We start from the raw sequence: 15074 nt of genomic DNA, 5'->3' as shown, positions 1-15074 counted from the left end.
GACACCTCATGAACCGCATTTACAAAACCATCTGGAGCGACAGCTCTGGCGCCTGCGTCGCCGTCGCCGAGAACGCTGCAGGCAAGGGCCAGAATAAATCGTCCAGCGCCGGTGCTGGCCCGACTAGCGCCTGCTTTGCCGTGAACCTGCTGTCAGCGTGTCTGATGCTCACATTCGGCACCGTCGCACAAGCCTTACCCGCCAATGGCGCGGTGGCAGCCGGCTCAGCAACCATCAGCAGCACGGCCTCCACCACGACCATCAACCAGTCGAGCGCCAATACGGTGATCAACTGGCAAAGTTTCGGCATTGGCGCCGGACAAAGCGTGCAGTTTGTCCAACCCGGAAGCAACTCTGTAGCGCTGAACCGCGTGCTGGGGTCAGAAGTTTCCAGCATCCTCGGCAACCTGTCTGCCAACGGCAAGGTCTTCCTGCTCAACCCGAACGGCATTCTGTTTGGCAGCGGTGCGCAAGTCAATGTCGGAGGTCTGGTGGCGTCAACCATGAGCCTGAGCGATGCGAAATTCATGTCCGGCGATTACAGCTTCAGCAATGCCGGAAGCGGCACCGTGGTGAACCAGGGCACCATCAACGCGGCCGACGGAGGCCATGTGGCCCTGATGGGCAAAACTGTCATCAACCAGGGCGTCATCACCGCGCGCCTGGGAACAGTGGCGCTGGTCGGTGGGCAGGCGGCCACACTCGATCTGGCGGGCGACGGGATACTCCGCGTGTCGGTGGCCCAGGGTGCTGTCAACGCGCTGGTTGAAAACGGCGGGCTCATCCAGGCCGATGGCGGGCGAGTCCTGCTGACCGCCCAGGCAGCCGGCAACCTGTTGCACACCGCAGTGAACAACACGGGGGTCATTCAGGCCCAGACCATTGGAAGCCGCAACGGCACCATCCTGCTGTTGGGCGACATGGCCACCGGCACCATGAGTGTGGGCGGCACACTGGACGCCAGCGCACCCAACGGCGGCAACGGCGGATTTATCGAGACCTCGGCGGCCAAGGTCACCATCAGGGACGGTGTTCGTGTCACCACCAACGCACCCCTTGGCCTGATGGGCACCTGGCTGATCGACCCGCAGGACTTCATCATCGGCGCAGGCGGCAACATCTCCGGTGCCACTCTTTCTGCGCAGCTGGTGAACAACAACGTCAACATCACCACCATGCCCGGCGCCGGCAACGGCGATATTTTCGTCAATGAAGCGGTCAGTTGGGTCGCCGCCGGGACCCCGACGACCCTGACCCTGACGGCTGACCGGGATGTGAACATCAATGCAGCCGTGACGGCAGTGGACGGGAATTTTGTGGTTTGTTGCGGCAGGGACATCAATGTCAACGCAGCCATCACCACCACCCGGGGAAGCGTTTCTCTGGGCGCCGGGCGCAATGTCAACCAGAATGCGGCCATCACGGTCACCGACGGCAACCTCATGATGTGTGCTGCGAACGATGTCAACGTGAACGCCAAGATCACCCTGACCCGGGGCACCAGCATTCCTTCCCGCAGCCTGGGCATACCGCTCGGCCTGACGCTCACCTCAGATACCGACGGTACCGGGCCCGGTGTGGCCGGTGGCACGGTCAACATCAACGTCAGCGGGCCAGATCGTCCAACCGTCACCGGCCCGAATGCGCCGGTCACCATCAACTACAACCCGACCTCCTACACAACGCCGACAGACTACGCGCCCAAGTTCATCCTGACCGACAGCACGATCACCCAGCGCATGCTGGTATTTCCCGAGATCACGAAAGTCTATGACGGGACTCTCACGGCTACCCTCGTGTCGCTCAAAGGGAACCCGGATGGTGTCAGCCTGATTGCCGACCCCGGCAGCACTGCCGTCTTCAACAGTGTCGATGTAGGCACCGGCAAGATCGTGACATTCACAGGTTACAGGCTTGGAGGACCCAGCGCCAGTAGATACGCGCTTCCGGCTTCCTGTTGCGGCCCGATTGTCGGCAAGACAACAGGGACCATTTCCCCAGCGCGCCCCATCATACTTGCCGGGTTGTTCTCGCCGTTGCTGGCTGGTTTTTCGTTTCCATCCAGCTTGCTGCCAACCGCCTTTGCCGATACAGACGATGTTTTCCTGGCGCTGGCCGAGGAGGAAGAGGTGGCAGCCACCCCCATCCCGTTCAACCCGCCGCCGCCGTATGTCGCACCGCGCTACGCTCCGAAACCGGCACGCAACTAGCAGTCAGCCGATGGCATGGCGCATCGATACCTCGCAAGGCCGCACCTATCTCGGACTGCGGGCTTCAAGACGCTTGCCTTGGCAGCAAAAGTTCCGATCACAAGCCGGCGGAGAAAGCGGACGCCTCTGTCACGTCAGTCTGCTGCCCTGAGGAAGCGGGACGGCCATTGCCTGGTGCGGGGACTACAATGGCTTTGCTCCGGGGTGCTGCCCGACCATGTTGGTCGGGCAGCTGAGATGGCCAGACCCAAACCCGTGAACTTGAATCGGTTCGTACCGACGTAAGAAGAGCTGACTGCTGCCTCGAGGTTGCAGTCACTGACCACAACCACAGCGCTGGTTCTGGCCACACCTTCGGAGCACTTTGTGTAGAGCTACACCAAAAGGATGCCCCGATGAACGCCCCCGACAAATTTGCCCAACTGCTGTCGCTGACCCGTGAGCCGTTTCCCGCTTCGCGCAAGATCTATGTGCCCGGCCAGGTCCACGCCGACATCCGCGTGCCCATGCGCGAGGTCGCGCTGAGCAACGGCGAGTCCGCCACGCTGTACGACACCTCTGGCCCCTACACCGATCCGGGCGCCGACATCGATGTGCGCCGCGGGCTCGAAGCGCTGCGCACGCCGTGGATTGAAGCGCGCGGAGACACCGAGGTTTACGCCGGCCGCACGGCGCAGGCGGTGGACGACGGCACCCGCCGGGAAGACCGCACTGACCCGTCGGACCCGGAAGCCCAGCGCGTTGCCGCGCTGCGCGCCCAGGCCGCCAGCCTGCAGCGCACGCCGCGCCGCGCCAAGGCCGGCGCCAACGTCAGCCAAATGCACTACGCGCGCCGCGGCATCATCACGCCCGAGATGGAATACATTGCGCTGCGCGAAAACAGCAAGCGCGAATGGATGGCCGAGTACCTGGGCGACGCTGAGCGCAACCGGCGCCTGCGCGGCAACCCCATGGGCGCGCAACTGCCCGAGTTGGTGACGCCGGAGTTTGTACGCGACGAGGTGGCGCGTGGCCGGGCCATCATTCCGGCCAACATCAACCACCCCGAAGTCGAGCCCATGATCATTGGCCGCAACTTCCTGGTCAAGATCAACGCCAACATCGGCAACTCGGCGGTCACCTCCAGCATCGAGGAGGAAGTTGAAAAACTGGTCTGGGCCATCCGCTGGGGCGCTGACAACGTGATGGATTTGTCCACCGGCAAAAACATCCACACCACGCGTGACTGGATCATCCGCAACTCGCCGGTGCCCATCGGCACGGTGCCGATTTACCAGGCACTCGAAAAAGTCGGCGGCGTCGCCGAAGACCTGAGCTGGGAGATTTATCGCGACACCCTGATCGAGCAAGCCGAGCAGGGTGTGGACTACTTCACCATCCACGCCGGCGTGCGCCTGCCCTTCATCCCGATGACGGCCAAGCGCCGCACCGGCATCGTCTCGCGCGGCGGCTCCATCCTGGCCAAGTGGTGCATGTCGCACCACAAAGAGAACTTTTTATACACGCACTTTGAAGAGATCTGCGAGATCATGAAGGCCTACGACGTGAGCTTCTCGCTGGGCGATGGCCTGCGTCCGGGCTCGGGCGCGGACGCCAACGACGAGGCGCAGTTTGCCGAACTGCGCACGCTGGGCGAACTCACAAAAATCGCCTGGAAACACGACGTGCAGACCATGATCGAAGGCCCTGGCCATGTGCCCATGCACATGATCCAGGCCAATATGGAAGAGCAATTGAAGCACTGCCACGAAGCGCCGTTTTACACGCTGGGACCGCTGACCATCGACATCTCGCCGGGCTACGACCACATCTCCAGCGCCATAGGCGCGGCGATGATTGGCTGGTTCGGCACGGCCATGCTGTGTTACGTCACGCCCAAGGAGCACCTGGGCCTGCCCGACCGCAACGATGTCAAGCAAGGCATCATCGCCTACAAGATTGCCGCGCATGCGGCCGACGTGGCCAAGGGACACCCGACAGCGCGGGCGCGCGACGAGGCCCTGTCCAAGGCCCGTTTTGAATTTCGCTGGCACGACCAGTTCAACCTGTCGCTGGACCCGGACACCGCGCGCGAGTTTCACGACGAAACCCTGCCCAAGGAAGTCAGCAAGGTGGCACATTTCTGCTCCATGTGCGGGCCGAAATTCTGCTCCATGAAAATCAGCCAGGAAGTGCGCGAGTTTGCGGCGCAACAAGGTATCGCGGAAAACGCGGCGCTGGATCGGGGAATGCAGGCAAAATCGGCCGAGTTCCGCGAAGGCGGCAGCGAAATCTACATCCCCATCCAGAAAATCTGAACCCACGCTGACCGAAGCGTAAACACCCATGCACATTGGCATCGCAGGCGCAGGTTTGCTAGGTCGGCTGCTGGCCTTCGAGCTGACCCGCGCCGGCCATAAGGTCGAGGTCTTTGACCCCGCGCCTGGCCCACACGCGCCGTCAGCAGGCGTGTACGCTGCCGGCTGGACCGCCGCCGGCATGCTCAGCCCCACGGCCGAGCTGGAATCGGCCGATGAAAACGTCTTTGCGCTCGGCCTGCGTTCGCTGACGCTGTGGCCTGGCATCGTGGCCGCGCTGGGCCAGCCCGTGGAGTTGCGCCAGCGCGGCAGCCTGCTGGTCGCGCACCGGGGCGACGAGGGCGCAGCGCGCCGCGTGGTCGACCTGCTGCTGCACAAGGCCCCAAGCAGCCACGCCCCGCAGGCGCTGGACGCGGCGGACCTGCGCGAGCTTGATCCCGCGATCCATGGTGCAACCCACGCCTGGCTCCTGCCGCATGAAGGGCAGATCCACAGCGTGCAGGCCATGGCGGCGCTGGCCCATGCGGCCGCAGCGGCCGGCGCACGCTTTCACTGGGGGATCACGGTGCAGCGCCTGCAGGCCGGAGAAATTCACACGCAGCAAGGACTGCACACCTTCGACTGCGTATTCGACGTGCGCGGAACCGGGGCACGACCTCAAGCATCAAGCGACGGGCAGGACCACGGTTTCACACCGGGAGTGCGCGGGGTACGCGGCGAAATCATCTGGCTGCATGCGCCCGGCGTCGTGCTGCAGCGCCCCGTGCGTCTGCTGCACCCGCGCCACCGCGTTTACTTGGTGCCGCGCGAAGGCGGCCGCATCGTGGTCGGCGCCAGCGAGATCGAAAGTGAAGACCGTTCGCCGATCTCGCTGCGCAGCATGGTGGAGCTGCTGGCTGCGGCGCACAGCATCATTCCCGAACTGGCCGAGGCGCGCATTGTCCATTCTGAAACCAACCTGCGCCCCGCCTTGCCCGACAATCTGCCGCATGTTGAACAAGAGCCCGGCTTGGTGCGTATCAATGGTCTGTTCCGACACGGCTGGTTGATTGCGCCGGCGCTGGTCGAGCAAACGCTGAAAAAATTGACATGACATTGATCACCGTAACCTTCAATGGCGAGACCCGGCAAGTGCCGGCGGGCAGTTCGCTGGCCGACGTACTGGCCAGCAACGGACAGCCGGCGGCCTCGTTTGCCAGCGCGGTGAATGGCGAGTTTGTGGCGCGCGATGCGCGTGCATCCACGCCACTGGCCGACGGCGATGCGGTTTTCACCTTCCAGGCCATCACAGGAGGCTAGTAGCACCATGACTTTTCAGATCGCAGGGGTCGAGCTTGGCAGCCGGTTTTTCCTGGGTAGCGCCAGCTATCCGTCACCTCAGGTTTTGCAAGAGGCGATCGCAGCCTCAGGCGCCGAAGTCGTGACCGTCGGCCTCAAGCGCCAGATGGCCGCGGGTGGCGGCAGCACCCAAAACGACTTCTACAAAATGATTCGGGCCAGCGGTGCGCTCCTGCTGCCCAACACCGCCGGCTGCCGCAGCGCGCGTGAAGCGGTCACGCTGTCAAAAATGGCGCGCGAAATGTTCGGCACGAGCTGGATCAAGCTCGAGGTGGTCGGGGACGAACACACGCTGCAACCCGACCCGTTTGAACTGGTCATCGCCGCCACCGAACTGGTGCGCGATGGCTTTGAAGTGTTCCCCTACTGCACCGACGACCTGGTCAGTTGCCAGCGCCTGCTCGATGCCGGTTGCCGCATCCTGATGCCCTGGGGCGCGCCTATTGGCTCGGGCCAGGGCCTGCTCAACCCGCACGCACTGCGCACCCTGCGCGCACGCCTGCCAGGGGTACCACTGATAGTCGATGCCGGTATCGGTTCACCCGCCGACGCGGTGCAGGCCATGGAACTCGGCTACGACGCCGTACTGCTCAACTCGGCCGTGGCCCATGCGCGCGATCCGGTGCAGATGGCGCGCGCCTTCAAACTCGGCATCGAAGCCGGGCGGCTGGCTTACGAGGCCGGCATCATGGCGCAACAAGACATGGCGGTCGCTTCCACACCCGTCACTGGTCGGCCTTTCGTGCTATGACCGGGCCACACCACACCGCGAAGGTCTGGACCGTGGCGGGACAGGCCCATGAGATCAAGCAGTTGTTGAAGGGTCCAACTCGTGCCCAGCCCCAATCCGCCCTGCTGTGTATCAGCCGCGACGAAGCGGCAAGCCTGCTGGGCGTGCCTGCGCTGAGCACCCGCGAGGCGGTGGAGCTGGCCGCCTGCGCCTTGCGGGCCCGGGTCTGCCAGGCGGTGGTGATCACAGGCGACGAGGCAGAAGACTACGCGCACACCGTGCAGGCCAGCGGCTGGCTTCGCAGCCCGGGCGGCAACGCCGCCGGCGGCGCTGCGGTATTTGCCGCCAGTGCCGACTACGCTTTGGCCAGGGGCTTTGTCGCCATCGAAGCCGTTGTCCTGGCCAGCATGGCCAGGACCGACTGTCTGGGCCAGGGCGGCCTGCAAGCACGCCCGGATTTCGCACGGCACATTGCCAACCTTCCGCATTTCAGTCTGCCTCAAGCCACAGCGGTCAGCGGCTTTGCCGCGCTCAGCGACCCCGATCTGGGTCTGTATGCCGTGGTGGACAGCGCAGCCTGGGTCGAGCGCGTGGTGGCCGCCGGTGTACGCACCGTACAGCTACGCATCAAGGATGCAGAGTTACCGGAGCAAGGCAATTTTGTACGGCAAGAGATACGGCGCGCCATTGCCGCAGCCACACCCGCCAGCGCACAACTTTTCATCAACGATCACTGGCAACTCGCCATCGAAGAAGGCGCGTACGGCGTGCACCTGGGGCAGGAAGACCTGCACATTGCCGATCTCGCCGCCATCCGCCAGGCCGGCCTGCGGCTGGGCATCAGCACACATGCTTACTGGGAGGTCTGCCGCGCCTGGGCGCTTCGCCCAAGCTACATCGCCTGCGGGCCGATACACCCCACCCAGGCCAAAGCCATGCCCTGGATTCCGCAGGGCAATAACAACCTGGCTTACTGGTGCGCGCTGCTACCCACACCGGTTGTCGGCATTGCCGGCATGGACGTACCGCGAACCGAACAGGCGGCGAGCGCCGGTGCCGCCGGTGTGGCCGTGATCAGTGCCATCACGGCGGCCGCGTCGCCGGAAGCAGCTATCGCGCAACTACAGGAAGCCGTGCGGCGTGGCCGCGCGAGCCCGCCCGTCACGGCACCCCTGTTTCCCAAACCCACTCTTTCACCCACGCCTTGACAGCCCCGAGACACCATGCAACGTACCTTGCTAGCCGGAAAAATCCACCGCGCCACCGTTACCCAGTGCGAACTGCACTACGAGGGTTCCTGCGCCATTGACGACGACTTGCTGGAGGCTTCGGGCATTGCCGAGTTCGAGCAGATCCACATCTGGAACATCAACAACGGCGCGCGTTTTGTGACCTACGCGATACGCGCCCTGCGCGGCAGCGGGACCATCTCGGTCAACGGTTCGGCAGCACGCCAGGCGGCTGTTGGCGACCTGGTCATCATTGCGGCTTTTGGCCAGTTGCCGGCCGACCAGGTGGCCAGCTTCCAGCCTAAACTGGTGTTTGTCGACGAGAGCAACCGCATCAAGGAAGAGCGCTCCACGATTGCGGTTCAGGGCGTTTGAGCCAGTCGCACTCTCACGCAAAAAAACCAGAGTCAAACCACTCTCACCTCCAGGAGCCAGGACATGTCCAGCGTTTTTGAACAACCCGTCACCCTGCACCGACCGCGCCAAACCGTCCCGGCCAGCCCCGAGGCCCGCTGGAGCGTGGACGCCATTGAAGCACTGTTCGATTTGCCATTTCCCGTACTGATGCACCAGGCGCAGACCGTGCACCGGGCAAATTTCAACCCTGCACGGGTTGAGTTTGCGACACTGCTGTCGGTCAAAACCGGCGGCTGCCCGGAAGACTGCAATTACTGCCCGCAAGCGGCCCGCTTTGACACCGGCGTGGAAGCCACCAAGCTGATGGAGCCGGACGAAGTGCGGCTGGCGGCGCAACGCGCCAAAGACGCAGGAGCCACGCGCTTTTGCATGGGCGCCGCCTGGCGCGCACCGAAAGACCGCGATATTGAAAAGGTTGCCGAGCTGGTGCGCACGGTCAAGGCATTGGGCCTGGAAACCTGCGCCACCCTTGGCATGCTGGAAGACGGCCATGCCCAGACCCTGCAAAGCGCGGGTCTGGACTATTACAACCACAACCTGGACAGTGCACCCGATTTTTACGGCGACATCATCACCACGCGCGACTACCAGGACCGGCTCGACACCCTGGCGCGCGTGCGCAGTGCGGGTGTCAAGGTCTGCTGCGGCGGCATTGTGGGCATGGGCGAAACCCGGCGCCAGCGCGCCGGCCTGGTGGCCGAGCTGGCCAACCTGTCGCCCTACCCCGAGTCGGTGCCCATCAACAACCTGGTGAAGGTCGAGGGCACGCCGCTGGCCCGCCAGCAAGACCTGGACCCGTTTGAATTTGTGCGCACGATCGCGGTCACGCGGATCACCATGCCGAAGGCGAGAGTGCGCCTGTCGGCCGGTCGCCAGCAAATGGGCGACGCGGTGCAGGCCCTGTGTTTTCTGGCCGGTGCCAACTCGATCTTTTATGGCGACAAACTGCTGACCACCGGCAACCCCGACACCGCAGCCGATGTGGCCTTGCTGGAGCGGCTGGGCATGAAGCGCGCCGCCCCTGAGGCGTTGTCATGACGCCCACCCCTGCCAGCAGCCCCTACGGCACCCTGCCCGCGTCCCCAGCGCCAGCGCAGCGCAAACCCATCAGCCTGCCGCGCCTGCGCGAGATGCACGCGCAGGGCGAAAAAATCACCATGCTCACCGCCTACGACGCGACCTTTGCGGCGGTGGCCGACGCTGCTGGCGTCGAATGCATCCTGGTCGGCGACTCGCTGGGCATGGTCTGCCAGGGCTTGAGCAGCACGGTCGGCGTGACGCTGGAAGCCATGCGGCATCACACCGAGTGTGTGGCGCGTGGCCTGCGACGGGCACAGGCCACCGCATGGCTGATCGCTGACCTGCCCTTTGGCAGCTACCACGAGTCCAAAGAGCAGGCGCTGCGCAGCGCTGCCGTGCTGATGCAGGCGGGCGCCCACATGGTCAAGCTCGAAGGCGGCGGCTGGACCACCGAGACTGTGCAATTCCTGGTGGCACGCGGTATCCCGGTCTGCGCCCACCTGGGCCTGACACCGCAAACCGTGCATGCGTTGGGCGGCTACCGAGTACAGGGGAGAAGCGATGAGGCTGCCGCCTTGCTGATGGTCCAGGCCCACGCGCTGCAAGATGCCGGGGCTTCCATGCTGGTGCTCGAAATGGTGCCAGCAGCGCTGTCGGCCACGCTCACCGAGGAACTCAGGCACTGCCCGACCATAGGCATAGGCGCCGGTGTGGCTACCGCTGGCCAGGTGCTGGTGTTACACGACATGCTGGGCATGAACCTCGGCAAGATGCCAAAGTTTGTGCACAACTTCATGGCCGAGGCGCACAGCGTACAGGGCGCGATGCAGGCCTATGTGCAGGCCGTCAAGCAAGGCCGCTTCCCGGTCGATGCATTGCATGCCTGGTGAGGCAGCGCAGCTGCCGCTGTATTATCCGCCGCTCTGAACCGCACCCTTCTGCAACCAAGCCATGAAAATTGCCCATACCATCGCCGACCTGCGCACGCAGCTGGCCCCCTACCGGCGCCCGGCTTTTGTGGCCACCATGGGCAATCTGCACGATGGCCATATTGCGCTCGTCAACCAGGCCAGGCCCCGCGGCGATGTGACCGTGGCCAGCATTTTCGTGAACCGCCTGCAATTCGCGCCGCATGAAGATTTCGACAGTTACCCGCGTACCTGGGAGGCTGACTGCGCCAAACTGCAAGCTGCGGGTTGCGATGTGCTGTTTGCGCCGCGGGAAGCCGATCTTTACCCCGAACCGCAGACTTACAAGGTGCACCCGCCAGCCGAACTCGCCGATATCCTCGAAGGCCACTTCCGGCCCGGCTTTTTCACCGGCGTGAGCACGGTGGTGATGAAGCTGTTTTCCTGCGTATTCGCCGGCAAGCCCGAAGGCCTTGCAATGTTCGGCAAGAAGGACTACCAGCAGCTGATGATCGTGCGCCGCATGGTGCGACAGTTCGCGCTGCCGATAGAAATCGTGCCCGGCGAAACGCTGCGTGCCGCCGACGGCCTGGCCCTGTCTTCGCGCAACGGCTACTTGTCCGCGCAAGAACGCAGCGAAGCGGTTCATTTGTCGATGGCGCTCAAGGCCCTGGGCCAGGCCGTCCAGGCGCAAGGTCTGCCCCAACGGGAGGCCCTGGAAGCTGCCGCGATGCAGGCGCTGGCCGCACGCGGCTGGAAACCCGACTACCTGACCGTGCGCCGCCGCGCCGACCTGCTGCCACCGGAAAACGCCGATACATCGTTGGTGGTGCTGGGTGCCGCCAGGCTGGGTCCAACACGGCTGATCGACAACCTCGAGATTTAATTTTGGATTCAAAGATAAAATGCCTCCAGCCCAATAGGGACGGGCGGAAGCAGCTATCTTTTCAGGAGCAACCTGCCTGTCGGCGCAGGTTGGCCCACCCGCCCTGGTAGCAAAGAATCAATCGGCAGCCGGTGGATGGCGGTCTTCCGCAAGCTCCCCATCCGGCCCGCGCTGACCGGCCAGCCACTGGTAAGCCGTCCACAGCAGCAGCGCCGAGCCGGCGCCCAGCAAGGCTTTACGCAGCAGGGGCCGGCGCGCGCCGGCCAGTAGCAGCGGCAGCAAGGAGCTGATCAGGGGCGCCCGCTGCATCAGCCCCCGGGCCAGCGGCAAGCCCTTGCCCATGGCCAGACCCGGGACACCACTTTTGAAGGCCGCCAGCGACTGCCGCGCAGCGAGCGCCGCCTGCGCCAGTTCGGCACGTTCGGTGGCCGAACGCATCAGCAGCAGCTGTTTTCTCAGCGCGCGTTGACCGGCAGCATCATTCATGGCCGTCCTTGACTTGCTGCGCGCTGCTTGCCGATGCGGCCTGCAGCGTGTCGCGGTCCTGCGCCATTTCGGCAAGTGTTGCCTGCAGAAAGGGCGGGCGTGTTGCCAGCACGCGGCGTATGCGCCACCAGAACCAGCCGCCCAGGCCCAGGTACAGCGCCGCAAAAAAGGCCAGCACGGCCACACGCTGCGATACATCGGCGGCCAGCACCAGCATGAGGGTGAAGATCAGGATGCCGGCCAGACCGAACACCAGCAGGCCCAGCAGGTTCAGCAACAGGCCGATCAGCCGCTGCAACTCCTCTTCGAGCTCGACACCGGCCAAAGCCAGGCGTGTGTGCGCCATGGCCAGCGCAGTCCGGGCCAGCTGGCGCAGCGACGCGAACAGGCGCGGCGGCTGGCCGGTGTTTTCCGCCATGGCGCGACTTAGCGGCGGTTCAGCAACAAGCCGATCAGGACACCGGCGGCAGCGGCAATCCCTACTGCTTTCCAGGGATGCGCGTGTACATACGCGTCCGTCACCTTGGCCGCCTCCTTGCCCTTGAGCAAGGCGGCTTCCTGCAGGCCGGTCAGTTTTTCGCCGGCCAGCTTGAGCCTGGCTGCCGCTTTCTCGCGCAGCGCAGCGGCGGTTTCGCCGGTGGCGGTGCTTGCCGCCCTGAGCAGGTCTTCCACGTCGGCGAGGACCACTTTCATGTCGGTGATCAGTTTGTCTTTGCTGGTGTTTTCCATGGCATGCTCCCAGGTGCGGGTGGTAAAAAATCGGGCGCGACGCAAACCCGGTTCCAGTTTATGCCAAGCGGAAAAGCCGCAGGCCACAAGCGGGAAAAAATTCGCCTGTCCCTTGATTCACCGCAATAATGCGCAGTCCTCCGGCCCACCGACCCGATAAAGAGAAACCGCCATGGAAGCCCAAGTCCTGACCCCCATGTTCACCCTGCTCGGCACCCTGGTGGGCGGGCTGGTGACCTTTGCCGTGAACCGGCAGCAGTTCAAGCACCAGATCCAGGCGCTGCAGCAGCAGTACAAAACCGAGTTCATGGCCGAAGAAACCGCTCGCCATTTCCTGAGTCACAAGAGTTTTACCGACCGGTCTTTCGACGTGCTGAAAAAGCACCTGGGTGGTTTTGAAGACGACGAGCTGCGCAAGATCCTGGTGCGTGCGGGTGCGGTACGCACCTACCGCGACGATGACGGCGAGTGGTGGTACCTGCTGTCGCGCACCAGCGAACGCATTGAAAAACTACAACAGCGCAGTTAGGACTTCAGGGGAAACCGCCGCGCAGCGATCTCCAGCAGGCCGTCGAAGATCAGGCCCTCTACCAGTTCGACTTCGACGGACATGCTGGGCGCCATCTTCCAGCCAGCGCCGCCGGTCATGATGCATTCCGGCTTTTCGCCGCAGTGCCGCGTGGTGTTTTCCACCATGCGCTGCACGGCACCCGCAATCGCAAAGGTGCCGCCACTGGTGAGTGCGTCGCTGGTGTTGGTGGGAAAGTCCCTGACCTCGCCCGTCGGCACATGCAGGCCTGCGGTGCCGGACTCGAGTGCACGCAGCATGATGCCGTGGCCCGGCAGGATGATGCCGCCCAGAAACCTGCCCGAGGCGTCAATCGCCTCGACGGTGACAGCGGTGCCCACCATCACCACCACGCAGGGTTTTTGTGCGCCGCGCGCCAGCAGGCGGTGCCGCGCGCCTATCATCGCCACCCAGCGGTCGGCGCCCAGCCGTGCCGGATGGTCATAACCATTGCTCACACCGGCTTCCAGGGCGCTGGAGACCACCCACCGGGGCGCTACCTCCCAGAGCTCCATCTGCTCCTCGACACGGCGTTTGACCGCGTCACCGGCCACGATACAACCGAGGATGCGCGATGGTGCGGGCAGGTTGCGCCATTCTTCGTCGGCCAGCTTGTCGATGTTCTCAAGAAACACCGCGCCTTGGGCCAATACCGGCGCGCCTGCCACGGGAGCCGCGTACTGGGCCCACTTCAGGCGCGTGTTGCCCACATCAAGTGCTAGAAATGTCATGCAGCCCGATTATGAACAGCTTATAGCGCCGCCCCGGACCTGCGGCCTAGAGGTTTTCCAGTAAGCGCTCAAGGTGCAGGGACCACCGGTGTCCTGAAATCAACAGCCACAGAACGCGCCGCTTCGTAAGCGCGCGAAGCGCGCAGCACCAGCGCATCGCCAAACATGGGCCCGACAAACTGCAGGCCTATTGGCAGTCCGGCGGTCGTCAGCCCGCAGGGCACGGTGCTGGCGGGCTGCTGGGTCAGGTTGAAGGGGTAGGAAAACGGTGTCCAGCCCAGCATCGCGGCCTCGCTCATGGGGGTATGCCCGGCCGGCCTGGCCTCGAAGGCCGGTATCGCCACGCTAGGTGTCACCATCAGGTCAAAACCCTGCATGAACTGGCGCATGTGGCTGCCCAGCGCACCGCGCCTGAGATGCAGGCGCTGGATATCGAGCAGGCTGATCTTTTCACCCAGCAGCGCCTCAGCCCGGAAGTCTGGATCGGTCAGAGCCTGCTGCGCCGGCGTCAAGGTGTTCCAGACCGTCCAGGCACCGGCAAACCACAGGCCGGTCGTGATGTCCAGCGGGTCTTCGATGCCGGGATCGACCTGCTCGACATGGGCACCGAGTTCCGCCAGCAGCGCTACCGCCCGGGCCACAGAGCTGGCGACTTCGGCATCGACCTGCTGCGCATAACCCAGTGTCGGCGACCAGGCAATGCGCAGGCCGCGAATGCCATCCTCCAGACCCTGCAGGTAGTCGCTGCTGTCCGGCGGTAGCGAGGTCCAGTCCCGCGCGTCGGGCTTTTTTATCACATTCATCAACAGCGCGGCATCCCGCACGCAGCGGCTGTGCGGGCCCAGATGGGCGACCGAGCCAAACGGCGACAGCGGGTAAGCCGGCACGCGGCCAAAGCTGGGCTTGAGGCCAAAGTTACCGCAAAACGCCGCCGGGATACGCACCGACCCGGCGCCATCGGTACCTATGGCCAGCGGCCCCAAGCCAGCAGCTACCGCCGCTGCTGCGCCGCCGGAAGACCCGCCCGGGGTTTTACTCAGGTCCCAGGGGTTGCGTGTGATGCCGGTACGGGGTGAATTGGTTTCGCCCTTGCAGCCGAACTCGGGCGTATTGGTTTTTCCGAGAAGGACCGCACCGGCTTCACGCAGCCGCGCAGTGACAGGCGCATCCACGTCCCAGGGCTGGTCGGCATCCACGGTATGGCTGCCGCGCAGGGTGGGCATGCCACGCGTGAGGATCAGGTCCTTGATCGACACCGGCACACCATCAAGCTCACCGCAGGGTGCGCCGCCCCGCCGGAAAAGCTGCCAGCGCGCCTCGCTGTCCTGGGCGCTCTGCATGGCGGACTCGTGCGCGACCAGACAGAAAGCATTGATCTGCGGGTTGAGCGCGTCGATACGCGCCAGCACGGCACGTGTGGCCTCGACCGGCGAAGCCTTCCCGTCCTGATAAAGCCGCAGCAGTTCGGTGGCGGTGCAGTCAGCGAGGTCGGTAGAAGATGCGGGCTTGCTCATCAGTAACTCCT

16 protein-coding genes and 1 riboswitch are annotated in these 15074 nt (G+C 64.3%); of the genes, 11 read left to right on the top strand and 5 right to left on the bottom strand.

Going from position 1 to position 15074, the window contains the following annotated elements; all coding sequences use genetic code 11:
- The first annotated feature begins 8 nt into the window (after nucleotides 1-8).
- The 10 genes from Q8L50_RS10190 (at nucleotide 9) to panC (ending at nucleotide 11035) form a co-directional block, all read left to right on the top strand.
- Nucleotides 9-2210: a filamentous hemagglutinin N-terminal domain-containing protein gene (locus Q8L50_RS10190; protein ID WP_305348559.1), complete on the top strand. Its 2202-nt coding sequence runs from the start codon at nucleotides 9-11 to the stop codon at nucleotides 2208-2210.
- Nucleotides 2211-2400: 190 nt separating this feature from the next.
- Nucleotides 2401-2515: riboswitch (TPP riboswitch) on the top strand.
- Between the two features lie 90 nt (nucleotides 2516-2605).
- Nucleotides 2606-4507, top strand: a complete 1902-nt coding sequence (thiC, locus tag Q8L50_RS10185) for a phosphomethylpyrimidine synthase ThiC (RefSeq protein WP_305348558.1) — start codon at nucleotides 2606-2608, stop codon at nucleotides 4505-4507.
- A 28-nt stretch (nucleotides 4508-4535) separates the two neighbouring features.
- On the top strand, nucleotides 4536-5600 hold the full coding sequence (gene thiO / locus Q8L50_RS10180; RefSeq protein WP_305348557.1) for a glycine oxidase ThiO: 1065 nt from the start codon (nucleotides 4536-4538) through the stop codon (nucleotides 5598-5600).
- Nucleotides 5597-5806 (top strand): sulfur carrier protein ThiS, encoded by a 210-nt coding sequence (thiS, locus tag Q8L50_RS10175; protein WP_305348556.1) that lies wholly within the window; start codon nucleotides 5597-5599, stop codon nucleotides 5804-5806. Before thiO ends, thiS begins: the two co-directional genes overlap by 4 nt.
- Nucleotides 5807-5813: 7 nt before the next feature.
- Nucleotides 5814-6596, top strand: a complete 783-nt coding sequence (locus Q8L50_RS10170; protein WP_305348555.1) for a thiazole synthase — start codon at nucleotides 5814-5816, stop codon at nucleotides 6594-6596.
- Nucleotides 6593-7783, top strand: coding sequence for a thiamine phosphate synthase (locus tag Q8L50_RS10165; RefSeq protein WP_305348554.1), 1191 nt, complete (start codon nucleotides 6593-6595; stop codon nucleotides 7781-7783). Before Q8L50_RS10170 ends, Q8L50_RS10165 begins: the two co-directional genes overlap by 4 nt.
- Nucleotides 7784-7798: 15 nt before the next feature.
- Complete coding sequence (gene panD / locus Q8L50_RS10160; RefSeq protein WP_305348553.1) at nucleotides 7799-8179, top strand: aspartate 1-decarboxylase; 381 nt, start codon at nucleotides 7799-7801, stop codon at nucleotides 8177-8179.
- Between the two features lie 63 nt (nucleotides 8180-8242).
- Nucleotides 8243-9259 carry a biotin synthase BioB gene (bioB, locus tag Q8L50_RS10155; RefSeq protein ID WP_305348552.1) on the top strand — a complete coding sequence of 339 codons (1017 nt, stop codon included), beginning with the start codon at nucleotides 8243-8245 and terminating at the stop codon, nucleotides 9257-9259.
- On the top strand, nucleotides 9256-10131 hold the full coding sequence (gene panB / locus Q8L50_RS10150) for a 3-methyl-2-oxobutanoate hydroxymethyltransferase (protein WP_305348551.1): 876 nt from the start codon (nucleotides 9256-9258) through the stop codon (nucleotides 10129-10131). Before bioB ends, panB begins: the two co-directional genes overlap by 4 nt.
- Before the next feature lie 61 nt (nucleotides 10132-10192).
- Nucleotides 10193-11035 (top strand): pantoate--beta-alanine ligase, encoded by an 843-nt coding sequence (panC, locus tag Q8L50_RS10145; RefSeq protein ID WP_305348550.1) that lies wholly within the window; start codon nucleotides 10193-10195, stop codon nucleotides 11033-11035.
- 117 nt (nucleotides 11036-11152) lie between these two features.
- On the opposite strand, the gene Q8L50_RS10140 is transcribed toward panC, so the two are convergent.
- From Q8L50_RS10140 to Q8L50_RS10130, 3 genes are read right to left on the bottom strand one after another with little or no spacing between them, the layout of a single operon-like run.
- A complete protein-coding gene (locus tag Q8L50_RS10140; protein ID WP_305348549.1) occupies nucleotides 11153-11521 on the bottom strand; it encodes a hypothetical protein in 369 nt (122 codons plus the stop codon).
- Nucleotides 11514-11939: a phage holin family protein gene (locus tag Q8L50_RS10135; protein WP_305348548.1), complete on the bottom strand. Its 426-nt coding sequence runs from the start codon at nucleotides 11937-11939 to the stop codon at nucleotides 11514-11516. The genes Q8L50_RS10140 and Q8L50_RS10135 overlap by 8 nt, the downstream gene beginning before the upstream one ends.
- An 8-nt stretch (nucleotides 11940-11947) precedes the next feature.
- The gene (locus tag Q8L50_RS10130; RefSeq protein ID WP_305348547.1) at nucleotides 11948-12250 is read right to left on the bottom strand and encodes a YqjD family protein; all 303 of its coding nucleotides are present in this window, start codon (nucleotides 12248-12250) and stop codon (nucleotides 11948-11950) included.
- A gap of 172 nt (nucleotides 12251-12422) precedes the next feature.
- On the opposite strand from Q8L50_RS10130, the gene Q8L50_RS10125 reads away from it, so the two are divergent.
- Nucleotides 12423-12779 carry a hypothetical protein gene (locus Q8L50_RS10125; protein WP_305348546.1) on the top strand — a complete coding sequence of 119 codons (357 nt, stop codon included), beginning with the start codon at nucleotides 12423-12425 and terminating at the stop codon, nucleotides 12777-12779.
- Here Q8L50_RS10125 and Q8L50_RS10120 read toward each other — a convergent pair.
- Entirely contained in the window at nucleotides 12776-13549 is a 774-nt protein-coding gene (locus Q8L50_RS10120; protein ID WP_305348545.1) for a type III pantothenate kinase, read from the bottom strand. The two genes, Q8L50_RS10125 and Q8L50_RS10120, sit on opposite strands and share 4 nt — an antisense overlap.
- A 68-nt stretch (nucleotides 13550-13617) precedes the next feature.
- Complete coding sequence (locus Q8L50_RS10115; RefSeq protein ID WP_305348544.1) at nucleotides 13618-15063, bottom strand: amidase; 1446 nt, start codon at nucleotides 15061-15063, stop codon at nucleotides 13618-13620.
- Nucleotides 15064-15074 lie beyond the last annotated feature (11 nt).

Origin of the sequence: Polaromonas sp., from assembly GCF_030680935.1 — a bacterium.
Taxonomy (GTDB): Bacteria; Pseudomonadota; Gammaproteobacteria; order Burkholderiales; family Burkholderiaceae_C; genus Polaromonas.
The sequence above is the reverse complement of the archived record's forward strand: the minus strand, read 5'-3'. Positions and strand labels throughout refer to the sequence as shown.

What these genes read in the sequence shown, in the direction of transcription:
- Q8L50_RS10190 (WP_305348559.1), top strand. Translation starts at nt 9, where the DNA reads ATGAACCGCATTTACAAAACCATCTGGAGCGACAGCTCTGGCGCCTGC.
- thiC (WP_305348558.1), top strand. Translation starts at nt 2,606, where the DNA reads ATGAACGCCCCCGACAAATTTGCCCAACTGCTGTCGCTGACCCGTGAG.
- thiO (WP_305348557.1), top strand. Translation starts at nt 4,536, where the DNA reads ATGCACATTGGCATCGCAGGCGCAGGTTTGCTAGGTCGGCTGCTGGCC.
- thiS (WP_305348556.1), top strand. Translation starts at nt 5,597, where the DNA reads ATGACATTGATCACCGTAACCTTCAATGGCGAGACCCGGCAAGTGCCG.
- Q8L50_RS10170 (WP_305348555.1), top strand. Translation starts at nt 5,814, where the DNA reads ATGACTTTTCAGATCGCAGGGGTCGAGCTTGGCAGCCGGTTTTTCCTG.
- Q8L50_RS10165 (WP_305348554.1), top strand. Translation starts at nt 6,593, where the DNA reads ATGACCGGGCCACACCACACCGCGAAGGTCTGGACCGTGGCGGGACAG.
- panD (WP_305348553.1), top strand. Translation starts at nt 7,799, where the DNA reads ATGCAACGTACCTTGCTAGCCGGAAAAATCCACCGCGCCACCGTTACC.
- bioB (WP_305348552.1), top strand. Translation starts at nt 8,243, where the DNA reads ATGTCCAGCGTTTTTGAACAACCCGTCACCCTGCACCGACCGCGCCAA.
- panB (WP_305348551.1), top strand. Translation starts at nt 9,256, where the DNA reads ATGACGCCCACCCCTGCCAGCAGCCCCTACGGCACCCTGCCCGCGTCC.
- panC (WP_305348550.1), top strand. Translation starts at nt 10,193, where the DNA reads ATGAAAATTGCCCATACCATCGCCGACCTGCGCACGCAGCTGGCCCCC.
- Q8L50_RS10140 (WP_305348549.1), bottom strand. Translation starts at nt 11,521, where the DNA reads ATGAATGATGCTGCCGGTCAACGCGCGCTGAGAAAACAGCTGCTGCTG.
- Q8L50_RS10135 (WP_305348548.1), bottom strand. Translation starts at nt 11,939, where the DNA reads ATGGCGGAAAACACCGGCCAGCCGCCGCGCCTGTTCGCGTCGCTGCGC.
- Q8L50_RS10130 (WP_305348547.1), bottom strand. Translation starts at nt 12,250, where the DNA reads ATGGAAAACACCAGCAAAGACAAACTGATCACCGACATGAAAGTGGTC.
- Q8L50_RS10125 (WP_305348546.1), top strand. Translation starts at nt 12,423, where the DNA reads ATGGAAGCCCAAGTCCTGACCCCCATGTTCACCCTGCTCGGCACCCTG.
- Q8L50_RS10120 (WP_305348545.1), bottom strand. Translation starts at nt 13,549, where the DNA reads ATGACATTTCTAGCACTTGATGTGGGCAACACGCGCCTGAAGTGGGCC.
- Q8L50_RS10115 (WP_305348544.1), bottom strand. Translation starts at nt 15,063, where the DNA reads ATGAGCAAGCCCGCATCTTCTACCGACCTCGCTGACTGCACCGCCACC.